The organism is Massilia sp. 9096, from assembly GCF_000745265.1.
Taxonomy (GTDB): Bacteria; Pseudomonadota; Gammaproteobacteria; order Burkholderiales; family Burkholderiaceae_D; genus Telluria.
In genome coordinates this window covers 838,276-853,569 of the sequence record NZ_JQNN01000001.1, presented here as the reverse complement: position 1 = coordinate 853,569, position 15,294 = coordinate 838,276, and the positions used below count along the sequence as shown (strand labels likewise).

Here is a 15,294-nt window from a genome sequence, read left to right as displayed (position 1 = left end):
TCGGCAGGCCCCAGCAATTTCACCGAGGAGAAATCGATGTTCACGAATCCCGAGCAATTCGCATCCGCCACAAAAACGCTGTTCGACCTGCAGATGCAGACCTTCAACGCACTGGCCAGCAAGGCCGTGCAGGGCGTCGAGCAAGTCGTCGCGCTGAACCTGCAGACCGCCCGCAGCACGATGGAAGGCACGCTCGCCGCGGGCCGCCAGATGAGCCAGGCCCAGGACCCGAAGGCGGCCATGGACACGGTGTCGTCCAACATGCAGCCGGGCATGGCGCAAGCCGCCGCCTACGGCGAGCAGATGCGCCAGATCATCGCCGACATCCAGAAAGACTTCCAGCAGGCCGCCGACACCCACCTGAGCGAAGCCAAGAACACGCTGTCGGCATTGATCTACGACGTCACCCAGAACGTCAAGCCGGGCCAGGAAAACGCGCTCGAGATCATCAAGGCCGCGATCGACAACGCCTTCCGCGGCTACGAGCAGGTCACCCAGTCCACGCGCGAGGCGATGCGCCGCGTCGAGGAACAGGTCGCGCAGGCCACCGCCCAGGTGGGCAAGGGCGGCGGTTTCCCGATGCCGGGCGCTGCGCAGGCGCCGGCGTCGGGCGGCTCAGGCCCGGCCGCCTGAACCGGGGTCAGGACTTCGGCGCCACGCCCAGCATCTCCTCGATGTGGGCGTACGAGGCGTCGTCCTTGATCACCGCGCGCAACCACACGTGCAGTGGCTGCTCGCCCCAGGCGGCGGCCTTGTCGGCCAGGTAGGCAACCGGACTGTGCGGCTCGGTGCGGCGAAAGAACGCCGCCACCGCGCGCAGCTGGGCCAGCGCCTGGACCCGGTCCAGTGCCTGGCCGTGCATCGCGATCGCACCTGCAGCCGAGCCCGGCACGACTGCAACCTGACCGCCAGCCAGCACGCCGTCCATGGCGGGTTTGGCCACAGGTGCAGCTCCCGATCCGGCGCCGGAGGCCTGCTTGATCTCCGGCTTGATGAACAGCAGCACGCTCTCCAGGCCCGACCTGGCGGCGCTGAAGCTCGGCCCATCCGCGCCCAGGCGCGCGTCGACGCTCTTTTCCAGCTGTTCGATCGCGCCGGCGCAGAACTCGGCGTCGCGCAGCATCCCTTCCCAGAACGCAGCCGAACCGGCCGCGCGCGCCGCTTCCAGCTTGGCCAGCTGCTCGCCGCCGTGCATGCGCGCGACGTCGAAGTCGCGCAGCGCGTAGCCCTTCGGCCCTTCGGTCAGCGCCACCTCGCGCAGCCATGGCGCGATACGCGAGGCCACCCAGGCCAGGTTGCCGATGCGGCGCTCGACGCCATCTTCGTCCGGCAGCGGATACAAGCCATCCCAGTAACGCTCGCACAGCAGCGCGATCAGGGCCAGGCTGTCGCCGAAGGCGCGCAGGCCGCCGGTACGCACGCTCGCTTCGGCCAGCCACACCGCCAGCTGGAGGTCCTTGCTGCGCTTTTCGATCAGCTGGGCGCAGCTTCGCGCCACGAACTTCCAGTCGGCTTCCTTCAGGTCGGTGACCCAGGCGCCCTGCTCGATCGACGGGTCGTCGGCCTGGCGCGCGCGCGCGATGGCGTCGACTTCGCTCGAGAACGCGAGGTCCTCGCCGCAGGGCTGCTGCGCACTCACCGGCGCCAGCAATGCTTCCAGGTTCAGCATGCTCGTCTCCTTCGTCGATCGAGGTTCAAGCCGGCTCGACCGCGTACTTGATCTTGCCGGCGCGGGTCGCGCCGACCTTGACCCGCTTGACCGCCCCGCCCTCGGCCATGCGCGCCAGCACCGAATCGGCGATTTCGGGCAGCAGCGTGCCGTTGAGGATGGTGTCGACGTTGCGCGCACCGGAGTCGACCTCGGTGCAGCGCGCCAGGATCGCCGCCACCAGCGCGTCGTCGTAGTCGAACGCGGCCTGGTGGTTGTCGAACACGCGCCGCTTGATGCGCTCGAGCTTGAGGCGAATGATGTCGGACAGCACCGTATCGTCGATCGGATAGAACGGCACCACCGTCAAGCGCCCGAGAAAGGCCGGTTTGAAGTGCTTCATCAAGCTCGGGCGGATGATCTCGGCCAAGCCGTCCGGGGTCGGGCGCTCGCCAGGGGTCTTGTTCAGGCAGGCGTGCATGATCTGGCTCGAACCGATGTTGGAGGTCAGGATGATGATCGTGTTGCGAAAATCGATCTGGCGCCCTTCGGCGTCGTCCAGCACGCCCTTGTCGAACACCTGGAAGCTCAGCATCGGATTCTCCAATTTGTTTCTAATTGGAAGTAACCTGCCAATATTAGGAGGAGTACCGTGCGCCCTACAGACGAAGATCAACCCGGCTCCAGACGTCCAAACCTGATGAGCTCGTCACGCCGCTCGTCCGGCGAGGTCAACATCCTGGCGATGCTCGACGGCCTGGGCGCGCGTCCGCCAGCCCGGCGCACGCTGCTGTGGTGCGGCGCGGGCGGGCTGCTCTGCTGTGCGCTGGTGGGTGCGCTGGCGTGGCTGGCGCACGATCCGGCGCCCGTGCAACAGCCGGTGGTCGCGCTGGCGCTGCCGGCGCCGCCCGTGACAGCGGCCGGCAGCATGCCGGCGCAGGGCAGCGCACCCGCCGCCGCCGCGGTGGCGCAGCCGGCCGCGCCGCACGCACCATCGGGTGGCGCGACCATCGTCAACCTGCCGTCCCTGTCCGGCCCCAATGCCGAACCGGCCCTGGCAGCCGCGGCGCTGCCCGACGCGCCACATGCGGCATCACATCCCGCGCCGCACAGCGCGCCAGCGCCACAACACGCGCCCACGACTCGCGCGGCGCTGCTGCGCGAGCCGGGCCGGACCGGCGTCGCTGCCGTGCACGGCGCAGCGCATCCGGCCGCGAAACGACGTGCCGGCGCGAGCCGGACCACAGCCGATCCCGCTGCCGTGGACACCGACGTCGCCTTGATCTCGGCCATCATGCAGCATGCTGCCAACGGGCGCGACGGCGCTCCCGATGCCGGTTGCGGCGACCAACCCTGCGCCCCGCACACACCAATGCGGCCCTGATGCGCCGCAAAAGCCACGGGCTGCATCGAAAAAGCGGTAAACCACTGGGTAAACCCGAGTCGCGCCGCTATACTGTACAAAAGCACAGTCAGCCAGCGCGATGATCAAGGTTTTAGAGAACGAGTTTTACTACCTGGACAACTTCCAGCGTGTGCTGAATTGGATCGCCCAGCGCTACGCGGACCTCCTCGACGATGAAGAACACGCCTTCGTCGCCGCCTTCCCCACCCTGCCGCAACCTGCGCGTGCGCTGTTCGTGCGCATGGTGATGCGCAAGGGGACGCTGTTTCGCGCCAGCAAACTCAATTACGCAGAAATCGGCTGCCCGCTCGAGGCCGCAGCCAGCCTGCTGCCGACTGGCTGGATCGCCGCCGACCCGGCGGTCTCGCTCGACGAACTGTTCGACCTGCTGCTCAAGCCCGAGATTGCCACCGCGTTCGCCCTGCCCGCGCCGATCAGGCATGCGCGCAAGGCCGATCAGCTCGAGCACCTGCGCGCCATCCATTGCGCCGGCGCCGACCACGACAATGAAGAGGGCGCTGGCGCCGCCAAGCCGTTCTCGCACTGGCATCCGGACTGCCCGGACAGCGTCTGGCGCCTGCTGGTGCAGCCCTTGTGCGACCGCCTGCGCCTGCTCTTCTTCGGCAACCTGAGCCAGGACTGGACCGAGTTCGTGCTGTCCGACCTGGGCGTGTTCCGCTACGAGCAGGTCGAGTTCTCACCAAGCTCGCGCGGCTTTCGCAACCGCGACGACATCGACCACTACCTGCGCCTGCACGCCTGCAAGGAGCGCTTCTACGCCGAGGAACCCGCGCTCGACATCCTGGCCGACCTGCCGCGCCACGCGTTCGAGAACACCTGGCTGGACAGCCGGCGCGAGAAGCTGCTGTTCCAGCTCGGCCAGCAGCTGGAAAAACAAAAGGACTGGGAACACGCGCACGCGGTCTACGCCGAATGCCGCTACCCGGGCGCACGCGGGCGCGCGATGCGCGTGCTGGAGAAGGCCGAGCGCATCGACGAGGCCTACGCGCTGTTCGAGCTGGCCGATGCCGCGCCGGAAAGCGAAGCCGAACGCCAGCATCTGCTGCGCATCGGCCCGCGCCTGGCCAAGAAGCTCGGGCACGCGCGCATCGCCGCCAGGCGCGCCGCCCCGGTCGAGCGCCTCGACCTGTGCCTGCCGCTGCCGGCCACGAACGACTGGCGCGTCGAAGGCGTCGTGCTCGGTCACCTGTGGCAGGACGCGGCTCCGGTGTTCTACGTCGAGAACACGCTGGCCAATACCCTGTTCGGCCTGCTGTGCTGGCCGGCGATCTTCGCGGCGATCCCCGGCGCCTTTTTCCACCCCTTCCACCGCGGCCCGGCGGACTTGTACAGCGCCGATTTCCACAGCCGCCGCAAGGCGGAGTTCGACGCCTGCCTGGCGCGCCTGGACGACGGCAGCTACCGCGAGGCCACGCTCGCCATCCACGAACAGAAGATCGGATTGGCCTCGGCCTTCGTGTCCTGGGAATGGCTGGATCGGGCCATCATCGAACTGGCGCTGGACTGCATCCCGGCGGCGCACCTCAAGCTCTGGTGCCAGCGCATCCTCGCGGACGTGAAGGACAACCGCACCGGCTTTCCCGACCTGATCCAGTTCTGGCCCGGGGAAAAACGCTACAACATGATCGAAGTGAAGGGCCCGGGCGACCGCCTGCAGGACAACCAGCTGCGCTGGATCGAGTACTGCGGCGCGCACGGCATGCCGATCTCGGTCTGCTACCTGCAATGGGAGCAGGCGGCGGCATGAGCGAGGCCGGCAACAGCGCCACCCGGTACACGGTGGCGGTGCGAGCGCTGTGCGAGTTCACCGCCAAGCAGGGCGACCTCGACCTGCGCTTTACGCCCTCGCCGACCGCGCAGGAAGGCATCGCCGGCCACGCGGTGGTCGCCGCGCGCCGGCTGTCCGGCGGCAGCGACAACTACAAATCCGAAATCACGCTCGAAGGCGACTGGGGCCCGCTGCACGTGCGCGGGCGCGCGGACGGCTACGACCCCGACCAGAACCTGATCGAGGAGGTCAAGACCTTCCGCGGCCAATTCACCAGCATTCCGGAAAACCACCGCCACCTGCACTGGGCCCAGCTGCGTGTGTATGGCCACCTGATGTGCGCGTCGCTGAACATGGACAGCGTCAACCTGGCGCTGGTCTACTTCGACATCGGCAGCCAGAAGGAGACCGTGCTGCGCGAGAGCCGCACGCGCGCCGAGCTGGCCGTCATCTTCGAAGACCATTGCACGCGCTTCCTGGCCTGGGCCGAGCAGGAAATGCGCCACCGCGCCGCGCGCGACGCGGCGCTCAACGCCCTGCGCTTCCCGCACGCCGACTTTCGTCCCGGCCAACGCCAGCTGGCCGAAGCCGTGTTCCGCGCCAACGCCAGCGGCCGCTGCCTGCTGGCCCAGGCCCCGACCGGCATCGGCAAGACCGTCGGCACCCTGTTCCCGCTGCTCAAAGCCGCGCCCCAGCACGGCATCGACAAGCTGTTCTTCCTGGCTGCGAAGACGCCGGGCCGCCGGTTGGCGCTGGACGCCGCCGAGACCCTGAAAGGCGGCACGCTGCCCCTGCGCGTGCTGGAGCTGAGCGCGCGCGACAAGGCTTGCGAGCATCCGGACAAGGCTTGCCAGGGCGACGCCTGCCCGCTGGCGCGCGGCTTCTACGACCGTCTGCCGGCAGCGCGCGCCGCCGCATTGGAGGCACCGCTGCTCGACCGCGAGGCCCTGCGCGAGATCGGCCTGGCGCACGGAGTCTGTCCCTACTACCTGGGCAGCGAGATGACGCGCTGGAGCGACGTCGTGGTCGGCGACTATAACTACTGGTTCGACGGCAGCGCCATGCTGTACGCGCTGGCCTTGACCAACGGCTGGCGCGTCAGCGTGCTGGCCGACGAGGCGCACAATCTGGTCTCGCGCGCCCGCGGCATGTACACGGCGACGCTGGATCGCGCCCTGCTGCGCGCCGCCCGCTCGAGCGCCGCCCCGAGCCTGCACAAGCCGCTCGACAAGGTCAAGCGCGCCTGGACGGACGTCAGCAAATCGGCGCCGCTGCCCTACCAGGTCATCGACGAGCTGCCGGGCAAATTCGTCAACGCGCTGCAGGAAGCGTGCAGCGCCATCACCGAGCACTTGGCCGAGTTCGCAGTGCCGCTCGAGCCGGCGCTGCAGGACTTCTATTTCGAAGCGCTGGCCTTCCAGCGCCTGGCCGAATCGTTCGGCGAACACTCGCTGTTCGACCTCACGCGCAGCGACGAGCGCGACACCGTCCTCTGTATCCGCAACGTGGTGCCCGCGCCCTTCCTTGGTCCGCGCTTCGGCTTCGCCCACTCCACCACGCTGTTCTCGGCCACGCTCAGCCCCTGGAATTATTTCGCCGACCTGCTCGGCATGCCGGCGGACACGGCCTGGATCGACGTCGAATCGCCGTTCGTCGCCAGCCAGCTGAAGGTCGGCGTGGCGCGCGCGATCTCGACCCGCTATCAGCACCGCAAGGCCTCGCTCGAGCCGATCGCCGAACTGATGGCGCGCCAGTACCACGAGGCGCCGGGCAACTACCTGGCGTTCTTCAGCAGCTTCGATTACCTCGAGCAGGCCGCCAACGCCTTCGAAAAAAGCCACCCGGACGTGCCGACCTGGCGCCAGTCGCGCCGCATGAGCGAGCCGGAACGCGCGGCCTTTCTGGAGCGTTTCGCGCCGGGCGGGCGCGGGATCGGCTTTGCCGTGCTGGGCGGCTCCTTCGGCGAGGGCGTCGACCTACCGGGCGAGCGCCTGATCGGCGCCTTCGTCGCCACGCTCGGGCTGCCGCAGGTGAACCCGGTCAACGAGCAGCTGCGCCAGCGCATGCAGGCGAAGTTCGGCGCCGGCTACGACTACACCTATCTCTACCCGGGGATGCAGAAGGTCGTGCAAGCGGCCGGGCGCGTGATCCGCACCGAGCAGGACCGGGGCACCGTGTGGCTGATCGACGACCGCTTCGCGCGGCCCGAAGTGCTCGAACTGCTGCCGAGCTGGTGGCACGTCGAGGTGGCGTAAGCAGGCTGGTTTAAGGACGCTTGTTTGAGCAGGCTTATCCGATCCGCTCGCGCACCCGCTGGTAGCCGCTGCGGCTGATCGGCACCCGGGTACCGTCGCGCAGCACCGCGCAATGCCCGTCGCGGCCGGCCGGCTCGATGCGCGCGACCGCTGCCAGGTTGACGATGAAGGAACGGTGCACGCGCAGGAAGGCCTGCGGATCGAGCTGGGCTTCGAGTTCGGCCAGGCGCTGGCTCTTGAGCCAGCGTTTGCCGCCGGCCTGGATCGCGACGTAGTCGTCTTCGGCCTCGATCACGTCCACGCTGGCCACCGGCACCACCTGCACCCGCACGCCATCGCGGATCAGGATGCGCTCGAGCGGCAGCTGGCGCCGGCGCGCTTCGATCGCCACGTCCTGGATGGCGTGCGCCGCTCTCGCCTGCATGGACGCGGGCGCGGCCGGGCGCGCCCGCGCGTGCGCGAGCGCCAGCGCCAGGCGTTCGCCGGAAAACGGCTTGAGCAGGTAGTCGAGCGCATGCACCTCGAAGGCGCGCAGCGCGAACTGGTCGAACGCCGTCACGAACAGGTAGTGCGGCCCCGCGCCTGCCAGCTCGACGACCTCGAAGCCATCGAGCTTGGGCATCTGGATGTCGAGGAAGACCAGGTCGGGCTGCAGCTCGGCGATCGCCTTGACCGCCTCGAAACCGTTGGCGCATTCGCCGACGATTTCGACGTCGGGATGCTGCTCGAGGTGTTCGCGCAGCACCGCGCGCGCCAGGTGTTCGTCGTCCACGATAATCGCGCGCATACTGTTCAAACCTTGATCACAGTGTCGGTGGATGGGGTGAGCATTTCAGCGGGCAGCGTCAGCTCGACGCAAAAAGCGTCTGCCGTGCGGGTCCAGCGCAGGCCGGCCTCGTGCCCATACGTGGCCGCCAGGCGCTGGCGCACGTTTTCCAGGCCGATGCCGCCGCCCTTTGCCGGCACGCCGTCCGGATCGGCGTCGTTCTCGACGCGGATTTGCAGCTGCGTGCCGGCGCGTGCGGCATGAACACGAATCATGCCCGGCTCGAGCATCTGCCCGATGCCGTGCTTGACCGCGTTCTCGACCAGCGGCTGCAGCAGCATCGGCGGCAGCAGGCAGGCTTGCGCGCCGGCGTCGGCATCGAACCCGACACGCAGGCGCTCGCCGAAGCGCACCTGTTCGATCGCGACGAAGTCAGCCACCAGGCGCAGCTCCTGCGCCAGCGTCACCTTGCGGTCGGCCTGCAGCCCGAGGCTGTGGCGGAAGAAATCGGCCAGTTGCACGATCATCGCGCGTGCGGCGGCAGGGTCGATCGTGGTGAGCGCGCTGATCGAATTGAGGCTGTTGAACAGGAAGTGCGGATCGACCTGGGTGCGCAGCATGCGCAGCTCGGCATCCTGCGCCATCAGCTTGACCTGCAGCGTGCGCGTCTCGAGCTCGCGCACCCGCGCGGACTCGATCAGCAGATAGCTCACGGCCGCGGCCAGGCCGTACAGCAGCACGCCGATGCCGAACGTCGACGCCGCCAGCGTCCGGTTCAAGGGCAAGGACAGCGTCGGCGCCAGCGCCTGCCACAAGCTGCTCCAGGCCGCGCCGAGCGCGCACCACAGGCCGGCCGCGCACAGCGACGTCAAGCCGACGCCGCGCAGCACGGCCAGCGCGCGCCCGGGCCCGAGCGGATAGGCGCGGCACACGTAATACGCCGAATAGCCGCTGGCGAAGGCGTACACCAGCACCAGCGGCAACGCGAACAGCAGGCTGGCGGGCCAGGCCGCGCCGCCGACCGCCAGCATGGCGGCCAGCAGCAGGCCCAGCATCAGCCAGGCCAGCAGGTAGAGCAAGGCGGCGCGCCAGCTGCGCATCTCAGTTGCTCATCTCAGTTACTGACTTCCACGCCACCCATGAAGGCGTAGCCGGTGATCACCAGGCGCTTGCCGACGTCCGGCGTGGGCACGGTCTTTTGCGTGAAGCCGCCCGCCACCGGCACGCCATCCATCACCACGGTCCAGTCGAGCGGCACCTTGATCGAGACGCCGCCGCACACCGTGAACACGTTCAGCACGGCTTCCTTCACGATCGAGCAGGCGCGCAGGTCGAGCTCGCACCCGCCCAGCAACGCGGTGACTTCGCCGCCGCGGAAGTCCGCCGTCTCGACACGGCGCTGGACCCCGCCCAGGATCGCGGTGACGTCGAGCGTACCGGCCGCTTTGCCGCCCGCCCCGCCGCCCGTCTTGTGGACGCCGAGGTGGACGACGCGTCCGCCGCCCACGGTGCGAAACAGGATCAGGCCGCCGATCACGATCAGCAGCACCGGCCACACCATGTTCCAGCTGATGTCGATCAGCCCCATGTGCTTGAGCAGCAGGAGCAGGCCGACCACGATCAGGATCAGGCCGGTGACGTGGCCGTTGCGCTCTTCCTGGCTGACCATCATGCTGGCCCCGGCGACCATGAAGGCGATCGGCCAGAACGAAAGCGCATGGCGAAAGCCGACGTAGCCCAGGTTATCGAGCAGGAACAGCACGCCCATCGCCACCACCAGCAGGCCGATCACGACCTGGCCGAAGGCGCGATTGCCTTCATTCGCCATGATGACGCTCCCGCTGCAGGTTGAAGCGGCGCGCCGCGATCGGGCGGATCGCCATCGTCACCCCGCTGATGATGATGAACAGCGGCCAGCTGTTGGACCAGGTCAGCCCGAACAAGCCCTCCAGCACGGCGAACAGGTACAAGCCGATGAACACGTTCCACAGACCGCGCGAGAATTCGCCGGCGCTCGGATAGCCGATCGTCTGGTTGATGCCGGCCAGGACCAGCAGCAACGGCGCATAGTGCCAGTAGTCGGTGATCTCGATGATGTGCATCTGGTCGAGCAGGAAGGCGGTGCCCAGGCCGACCAGCAGCAGGCCCCACAGGACCTGGCGCCGCAGATGATAGGAAGCTTCGCTGTTCATACGTCCTCCGTTGTGCAATGAGGACACGATAGCCGAGCCGTGCGCGGCGCGAAAGCGCTTTTCGGCGAACGGCGGCGCGGCATCGGTGAACGGCGGCGCCGTCGGCGAACGGTGATCGCCAGGTGGCGGTCGCAGGCGCGGCGCTCGGCGGCGCGTGCGCGGACGCAAAAAAGCCCGCCGCGTTGCCGGGGCGGGCTCTCTGGCGCTATGCCAATCAGGCGGCGGTGCCTTGCAGCGGCTTGCCTTTCTGCTGGTTGCGGTACTTGGCGCGGGCTTCGGCCTGCTTCACGGCTTCGCGCGCGATGTTGGTCTTGCGGATCTCCGCGCGCTCTTTCGCGCCACGGTGCTGGGCGATGTGCTTGTTGCCGATGTTGGCGGTCATGTCGATTCTCCTGTTGTTGTGGTGGGGGCCGCCACGCGTCGAGGCGTGGTTGGGCGGCGGTGCGTCAGGAACGCGAAGGCAGCTTGTCGTCCACCGCCTGCATCAGCATGCTCCAGCCAAGCTGACGCCGGATTTCCTCGGGCGTCGGCGGCGGCTCGGATTCTTTCGAGCGGCGCTCGAGATACTCGCGCACGAGATGCTTCGGTGGGTGGCTCGTCATCGACGTCGACATTAACAACCTCCGCTTCCGGTTCGGCCGGCGCAGGCGCCGGCACGGGAATCTGGTGCCGATCCTCGAGGCGACCGGCTGACCTGTTGGGGTATTTGGCGGCCTGCGGTATGCCGCTGGCGTCCTCACTCAACGCCCCTATCGTAACGGCCCGCATGCATGACCACCGTTAGCTGCCGCACACTGGACGCGGCCTTGCGGCGATGTCCTACAAACGTATGGTCGAGCTGGACTACACGGCATGACGCCATGCCTTTGAATGGACATATATCGCCCTCGCCACCGCACCGCAAGCGCGCCCTGCCAGGCTGAGCGCCGCTGATCGAAACGTCGTTCTTATCGCTGTTCTGATTCTATTTCGAAATAATTACAAATTGAATAATTCCTTTATTGGTTTCTTCATTTCACTAAATGGCGTTTCGAATTAATTCCATTCCGGCGGTTGAGCATGGTCAAGCCTCATGCCCTTACGCGCTTGGATAATAAACTTACTCAGCAATTCACTATCTAAATCGCTTTCATTTCATCGAGCAATCCGCCTAATCACCGCTAAAAATAGACCCATCCAAATCGACGGAAACTAGGATTACCCTGAAACCCTACGCAGTTTTTTGGAATCATGCCAAAGTTCACGCACGGTGTTATCAAGGAATATTGCACCAAATTGATTTCCCTACATCGCACAATCAAGATTGCGATGATGGTGACGGTGGACTTGGTCGCCCTGCCATTCTGCTTCCTGATCGCCATGCTACTGCGCGGCGGCGACCTGAAACTGGCTTCGCATTTCGGCCCGGCCTCCTATGTGCTGGTGGCCGTGGTCACGATCGCCGCCTTTTCCATCTCCGACCTGTATCGCGCGGTCATTCGTTTCATCGACCAGCGTTTATTGAGCGTCACCGGATTCGCCTTGGCGATCGCCATTCTCTGCGCCTATATCGTGATGTTTGCGATCAATGAAGAAAACTTTCCCCGCAGCGCATTGGCCATTTATTGGTTTATCGTTTTTTCCTATGTCGTCGCCTCGCGCGTCGGCATGCGCAATTTCCTGCGCCATTTATATGAGGTTGGCCATAGCGTTTCGGAAACTGTCGCCGTGTATGGCGCCGGCGAAGCCGGGGCGCGGCTTGTGCAAACCATGCGCGGCAGCCAGGAATATCGCCCGGTCTGCTTCTTCGACGATAAACACGCACTGAACGAACGCAATATCGCCGGCCTGCGCGTGTTCCACACCGACCGCCTGGCAGAAGTCGTCAAGGCGATGGGTATCCGCTCGATCGTCATTGCGATCTCCTCGGCTTCGCCGGAACGCCTGCGCGACATCATGCAGCGCCTGGCCCAGGCCGGCGTCGCCATCAAGATCCTGAGCCGCCTGGTCGACCTGGCCGACGACAAGGTCACGCCGCGCGAAACCATCCGCGAGCTCAAATTCGAAGACCTGCTCGGACGCCCGCCGGTGCCGCCGCGCCTTGACCTGTTCGCCCGCTGCGTGCGCGGCAAGCACGTGCTCGTGACCGGCGCGGGCGGTTCGATCGGCAGCGAATTGTGCCGCCAGATCGTCACCCTCGCCCCGGCCCGCCTGCACCTGCTCGATCACTCCGAGTTCGCGCTGTACACGATCCGCCAGGAGCTGGGCACGCGCTTCCCCGACATCCCGATCGAAGCCCATCTCGGCTCGGTCTGCAACGCCGAGCTGGTCGAGCGCATCCTGCGCGACGGCGGCGTCGACACGGTCTATCACGCCGCCGCCTACAAGCACGTGCCCCTGGTCGAAACCAACATCGTCGAAGGCTTGCGCAACAACGTGGTCGGGGCCCAGGTCATCGCCGCCCAGGCCGCGAAGTACGGGGTCGAGACCTGCGTCCTGATCTCCAGCGACAAGGCGGTGCGCCCGACCAATGTCATGGGCGCCAGCAAACGCATCGCCGAGCTGATCTTCCAGGCCGCCGCCGCCCGGCCCGGCGCCGGCACCACCTTCTGCATGGTCCGCTTCGGCAACGTGCTCGGCTCGTCCGGCTCCGTCATCCCGCTGTTCCAGCGCCAGATCGCGCGTGGCGGGCCGCTGACCATCACGCACCCCGAAGTCTCGCGCTACTTCATGCTGATCCCGGAAGCGGCGCAGCTGGTGATCCAGGCCGGCGCCATGGCCAAGGGCGGCGACGTGTTCGTGCTCGACATGGGCGAACCGGTCAGGATCGTCGACCTGGCGCGCACCCTGATCGCGCTGTCCGGCCTGAGCGAGAAGACGTCGCAGAACCCGGGCGGCGACATCGAGATCCGCTACGTCGGCCTGTTCCCCGGCGAAAAGCTGCACGAGGAGCTGCTCACCGACGGCGTAGTCTGCCCGAGCGAGCACCCGCGCATCATGCGCATGAAGGAAAACGCCCTGCGCCCGAGCGTGCTGGACACCTTCATCACCTGCCTGATGATGGCCTGCGAGACCCACGAGCGGCCGATGATCGAAGCGATGGTCAAGTCGATCGTCACCGAATACACGCCCCAGCAAACCCAGAGCGCGCCGACCGTCCTTCCGCTGCCCGAGCCCGAGCGCCTGGCCCTGATCAAGAAATTCGTGCCGTTCCGTATTTGACGGTATTCGTTCCCCCCACCGATTCGCGAGGATACTCATGCGTGACGAAAGCAAACCGGCATATCTAGAACAGCTTAGCAACCGGCTGCGTGACCGTACTGCCGTCATCGGCATCATCGGGCTGGGCTAGCGCAGACCGACGTTGCCGTCGAAAGCGATGCGCTGGCCGCCGCCCGAGAAACGGTAGCGCCCCTTGCCCAGCGCCGTCAGCGCGAACTGGCGGCCGAGCCAGGCTTCGGGCACTTCGAACAGCGAGACATCGGCCTTTTCCGCACCCCACACGTAGCCGCCGTAGCCGAACAGTCCTGGCTGGGACAGCGCGTTGCCGTTCTGGTTGGCGAACCAGAAACCGGCGATCGGGAAATATCTGGGCTGCACATCGATATAGAGTTGCAGGTTGTCGACCGCGCGCGACACCACCATGCGCGAGCGCAGCAGCTCCATCTCGGCGATCGCCGCCTTCTTGGTCTCGAACAGCGACGAGGCCTCGCTGAGAATGTTTTTGGAGGCATTCGGACTTTCTTCCTCCACATGGATCATCAGGTTGGCCTCGTACACCGGCTTGGCGACCAGCGCGTACAGCACCGCCACCAGTGTGATCAGGGCAGTGATGCCGCCGATCAGCCATCGGTTGTCGAACAAGGTATGGAGATAGCCCTTGAGATCGAAGGCCGGTTCCTCGTGCGGGGGTTCGACCACGCGTGGATCGAAGGGCACGTTCAGGATGGGCGGGCTCGAGACGACAGGGCTCAGGGCATGCGGTTCGCCAGGGGTACTCATGGTCTTGCTCCGTGTGGGCTCAGGGCCGATTGGTTGCGCTGACGGCCGAGCTCAGCGCCCCCGGGATCAGCAGGCTCAGGTTGCGGTTCCAATTGGCCAGCGGCGTGGCGGCCACGTAGACGATGTCCTTCGGCTGCAGCTCGAAAGCCTCGGCCATCGCCAGCGAACCGGCAACACGTGCGTCGAGCTGGAACACGCGGGTACGCTCGGCTGTCTTGCGCACGACGTAGACCTGGCGCGCATCGCCGCTCAAGGGGCTGATGCCGCCACTCTCGCCGAGGGCCTCGTTGAGCGTGAGGCGGCCGTCGTGCATCGTCAGCGCCTTGGGCGTGATCACCTCGCCGGACACGAAGACCTTGGTTTCGTCGCGCGAGGGAATGCGCACGACGTCGCCCGGACTGAGCATCACGAGGCCGGGGTTGATGTTCTTCAGCACCAGCTCGCGCAGGTTGACGCGGTAGCGCTGCTGGCCGCGCTCGAGCAGGATGCGGCTCTGGTCGGCGGTCGGGAGCAGGCCGCCGGCGCGGTTGATGGCTTCGACCAGGGTCATGGGGATGTCGTTGATCGCTTGCAGGCCGGGCGATTTGACTTCGCCGTCGAGATACACGCGCTTGCTGCGATAAGCCTGCACGCGCAGTGTGACGTTGGGGTTGGCCAGGTACTTGGCCAGCTTCGTGCTCAGCTGCGTCCTGGCCTGCTCCTCGGTCAGTCCTTCGACCGGCAGCAGGCCGGCCAGCGGAAACTGGATGCGGCCGAGGTGGTCGACCACGAACCCGGGCGCACCGGCGTTGGCGCCGGCATTGGCGTTCATGGCCGTGCTGGCCAGGTCGGCGGTGGGCGAAGCCGCCATGCCGCCGGCCAGTTCGGGATGATCCCAGACCACGATCGAGAGTACGTCGCCACTGCCGATCGTGTAAGGCGGCGGATTCGGGACGAGCAGCTTGTCGAGATCCTGGTTGGACTGGTCCTTGTGTTCCTGGCGTTCGGCGGCGATCAGCTTGTCGTTGATGAGTTCGGTCGGCGGTGCCGGCTGGTCCGCGCCGGCCTTGTCCTGGTCGCGAAAATGGATGGCGGGGGCGCAGCCCGCGAGCACCAGTACGAGGGCCAGCAGCGCCAAGGCGCCAGCCGCCGATTTCGGGAATCGCGTCGTAGAAACGTTCATGTCTTGCCTGTCGAAAAGTGCTGCCAGCCTCTGGCGATCAGAGTCAGCGTATGCCCCTTGACCCGGCAAGCTTTAATGCACGTCAAATGGCAGGCT

Annotated in this window: 14 protein-coding genes and 1 pseudogene; 5 read left to right on the top strand and 10 right to left on the bottom strand. The window is 66.6% G+C overall.

What is annotated here, in order from left to right; genetic code table 11:
• Window positions 1-36 precede the first annotated feature (36 nt).
• A complete protein-coding gene (locus tag FA90_RS03740; protein ID WP_081933622.1) occupies window positions 37-633 on the top strand; it encodes a phasin family protein in 597 nt (198 codons plus the stop codon).
• A 7-nt stretch (window positions 634-640) separates the two neighbouring features.
• Here the strand turns inward: FA90_RS03740 and tssA are convergent, their stop codons facing one another.
• Window positions 641-1,669 carry a type VI secretion system protein TssA gene (tssA, locus tag FA90_RS03735; RefSeq protein WP_036166079.1) on the bottom strand — a complete coding sequence of 343 codons (1,029 nt, stop codon included), beginning with the start codon at window positions 1,667-1,669 and terminating at the stop codon, window positions 641-643.
• Window positions 1,670-1,694: 25 nt separating this feature from the next.
• Window positions 1,695-2,240, bottom strand: a pseudogene (locus FA90_RS03730) (AAA family ATPase); the annotation flags it as partial.
• Between the two features lie 108 nt (window positions 2,241-2,348).
• Between FA90_RS03730 and FA90_RS03725 the strand changes: the two are divergent.
• The 3 genes from FA90_RS03725 to FA90_RS03715 all read left to right on the top strand — a co-directional run bounded on the left by FA90_RS03725 (window position 2,349) and on the right by FA90_RS03715 (window position 7,097).
• Window positions 2,349-3,032: a hypothetical protein gene (locus tag FA90_RS03725; protein WP_036166073.1), complete on the top strand. Its 684-nt coding sequence runs from the start codon at window positions 2,349-2,351 to the stop codon at window positions 3,030-3,032.
• A 100-nt stretch (window positions 3,033-3,132) separates the two neighbouring features.
• Window positions 3,133-4,821, top strand: coding sequence for a VRR-NUC domain-containing protein (locus FA90_RS03720; protein ID WP_036166070.1), 1,689 nt, complete (start codon window positions 3,133-3,135; stop codon window positions 4,819-4,821).
• Window positions 4,818-7,097, top strand: coding sequence for an ATP-dependent DNA helicase (locus FA90_RS03715; RefSeq protein WP_156116570.1), 2,280 nt, complete (start codon window positions 4,818-4,820; stop codon window positions 7,095-7,097). Before FA90_RS03720 ends, FA90_RS03715 begins: the two co-directional genes overlap by 4 nt.
• A 34-nt stretch (window positions 7,098-7,131) precedes the next feature.
• Here FA90_RS03715 and FA90_RS03710 read toward each other — a convergent pair whose 3' ends face one another.
• The 6 genes from FA90_RS03710 to FA90_RS26870 all read right to left on the bottom strand — a co-directional run bounded on the left by FA90_RS03710 (window position 7,132) and on the right by FA90_RS26870 (window position 10,669).
• The gene (locus FA90_RS03710) at window positions 7,132-7,884 is read right to left on the bottom strand and encodes a LytTR family DNA-binding domain-containing protein (RefSeq protein WP_036166065.1); all 753 of its coding nucleotides are present in this window, start codon (window positions 7,882-7,884) and stop codon (window positions 7,132-7,134) included.
• Between the two features lie 5 nt (window positions 7,885-7,889).
• On the bottom strand, window positions 7,890-8,963 hold the full coding sequence (locus FA90_RS03705) for a sensor histidine kinase (protein WP_036166062.1): 1,074 nt from the start codon (window positions 8,961-8,963) through the stop codon (window positions 7,890-7,892).
• Between the two features lie 14 nt (window positions 8,964-8,977).
• Complete coding sequence (locus FA90_RS03700) at window positions 8,978-9,691, bottom strand: LiaI-LiaF-like domain-containing protein (RefSeq protein ID WP_036166060.1); 714 nt, start codon at window positions 9,689-9,691, stop codon at window positions 8,978-8,980.
• The gene (locus FA90_RS03695) at window positions 9,681-10,055 is read right to left on the bottom strand and encodes a LiaI-LiaF-like domain-containing protein (RefSeq protein WP_036166057.1); all 375 of its coding nucleotides are present in this window, start codon (window positions 10,053-10,055) and stop codon (window positions 9,681-9,683) included. The genes FA90_RS03700 and FA90_RS03695 overlap by 11 nt, the downstream gene beginning before the upstream one ends.
• 214 nt (window positions 10,056-10,269) lie before the next feature.
• Window positions 10,270-10,437, bottom strand: coding sequence for a hypothetical protein (locus tag FA90_RS26875; RefSeq protein ID WP_197065240.1), 168 nt, complete (start codon window positions 10,435-10,437; stop codon window positions 10,270-10,272).
• Window positions 10,438-10,501: 64 nt separating this feature from the next.
• Window positions 10,502-10,669: a hypothetical protein gene (locus tag FA90_RS26870; protein WP_197065239.1), complete on the bottom strand. Its 168-nt coding sequence runs from the start codon at window positions 10,667-10,669 to the stop codon at window positions 10,502-10,504.
• A 694-nt stretch (window positions 10,670-11,363) separates the two neighbouring features.
• Between FA90_RS26870 and FA90_RS03690 the strand changes: the two genes are divergently transcribed.
• Window positions 11,364-13,256 carry a nucleoside-diphosphate sugar epimerase/dehydratase gene (locus FA90_RS03690; protein WP_239700524.1) on the top strand — a complete coding sequence of 631 codons (1,893 nt, stop codon included), beginning with the start codon at window positions 11,364-11,366 and terminating at the stop codon, window positions 13,254-13,256.
• Window positions 13,257-13,382: 126 nt separating this feature from the next.
• Here FA90_RS03690 and FA90_RS03685 read toward each other — a convergent pair whose 3' ends face one another.
• Together FA90_RS03685 and FA90_RS03680 are read right to left on the bottom strand one after the other, a co-directional pair.
• Entirely contained in the window at window positions 13,383-14,036 is a 654-nt protein-coding gene (locus FA90_RS03685; protein ID WP_081933621.1) for a Wzz/FepE/Etk N-terminal domain-containing protein, read from the bottom strand.
• A gap of 19 nt (window positions 14,037-14,055) precedes the next feature.
• Entirely contained in the window at window positions 14,056-15,198 is a 1,143-nt protein-coding gene (locus FA90_RS03680; RefSeq protein WP_036166052.1) for a polysaccharide biosynthesis/export family protein, read from the bottom strand.
• Window positions 15,199-15,294 lie beyond the last annotated feature (96 nt).

Coding starts and splice junctions, on each gene's coding strand:
- FA90_RS03740 (WP_081933622.1), top strand. CDS start 37: ATGTTCACGAATCCCGAGCAATTCGCATCCGCCACAAAAACGCTGTTC.
- tssA (WP_036166079.1), bottom strand. CDS start 1,669: ATGCTGAACCTGGAAGCATTGCTGGCGCCGGTGAGTGCGCAGCAGCCC.
- FA90_RS03725 (WP_036166073.1), top strand. CDS start 2,349: ATGAGCTCGTCACGCCGCTCGTCCGGCGAGGTCAACATCCTGGCGATG.
- FA90_RS03720 (WP_036166070.1), top strand. CDS start 3,133: ATGATCAAGGTTTTAGAGAACGAGTTTTACTACCTGGACAACTTCCAG.
- FA90_RS03715 (WP_156116570.1), top strand. CDS start 4,818: ATGAGCGAGGCCGGCAACAGCGCCACCCGGTACACGGTGGCGGTGCGA.
- FA90_RS03710 (WP_036166065.1), bottom strand. CDS start 7,884: ATGCGCGCGATTATCGTGGACGACGAACACCTGGCGCGCGCGGTGCTG.
- FA90_RS03705 (WP_036166062.1), bottom strand. CDS start 8,963: ATGCGCAGCTGGCGCGCCGCCTTGCTCTACCTGCTGGCCTGGCTGATG.
- FA90_RS03700 (WP_036166060.1), bottom strand. CDS start 9,691: ATGGCGAATGAAGGCAATCGCGCCTTCGGCCAGGTCGTGATCGGCCTG.
- FA90_RS03695 (WP_036166057.1), bottom strand. CDS start 10,055: ATGAACAGCGAAGCTTCCTATCATCTGCGGCGCCAGGTCCTGTGGGGC.
- FA90_RS26875 (WP_197065240.1), bottom strand. CDS start 10,437: ATGACCGCCAACATCGGCAACAAGCACATCGCCCAGCACCGTGGCGCG.
- FA90_RS26870 (WP_197065239.1), bottom strand. CDS start 10,669: ATGTCGACGTCGATGACGAGCCACCCACCGAAGCATCTCGTGCGCGAG.
- FA90_RS03690 (WP_239700524.1), top strand. CDS start 11,364: ATGATGGTGACGGTGGACTTGGTCGCCCTGCCATTCTGCTTCCTGATC.
- FA90_RS03685 (WP_081933621.1), bottom strand. CDS start 14,036: ATGAGTACCCCTGGCGAACCGCATGCCCTGAGCCCTGTCGTCTCGAGC.
- FA90_RS03680 (WP_036166052.1), bottom strand. CDS start 15,198: ATGAACGTTTCTACGACGCGATTCCCGAAATCGGCGGCTGGCGCCTTG.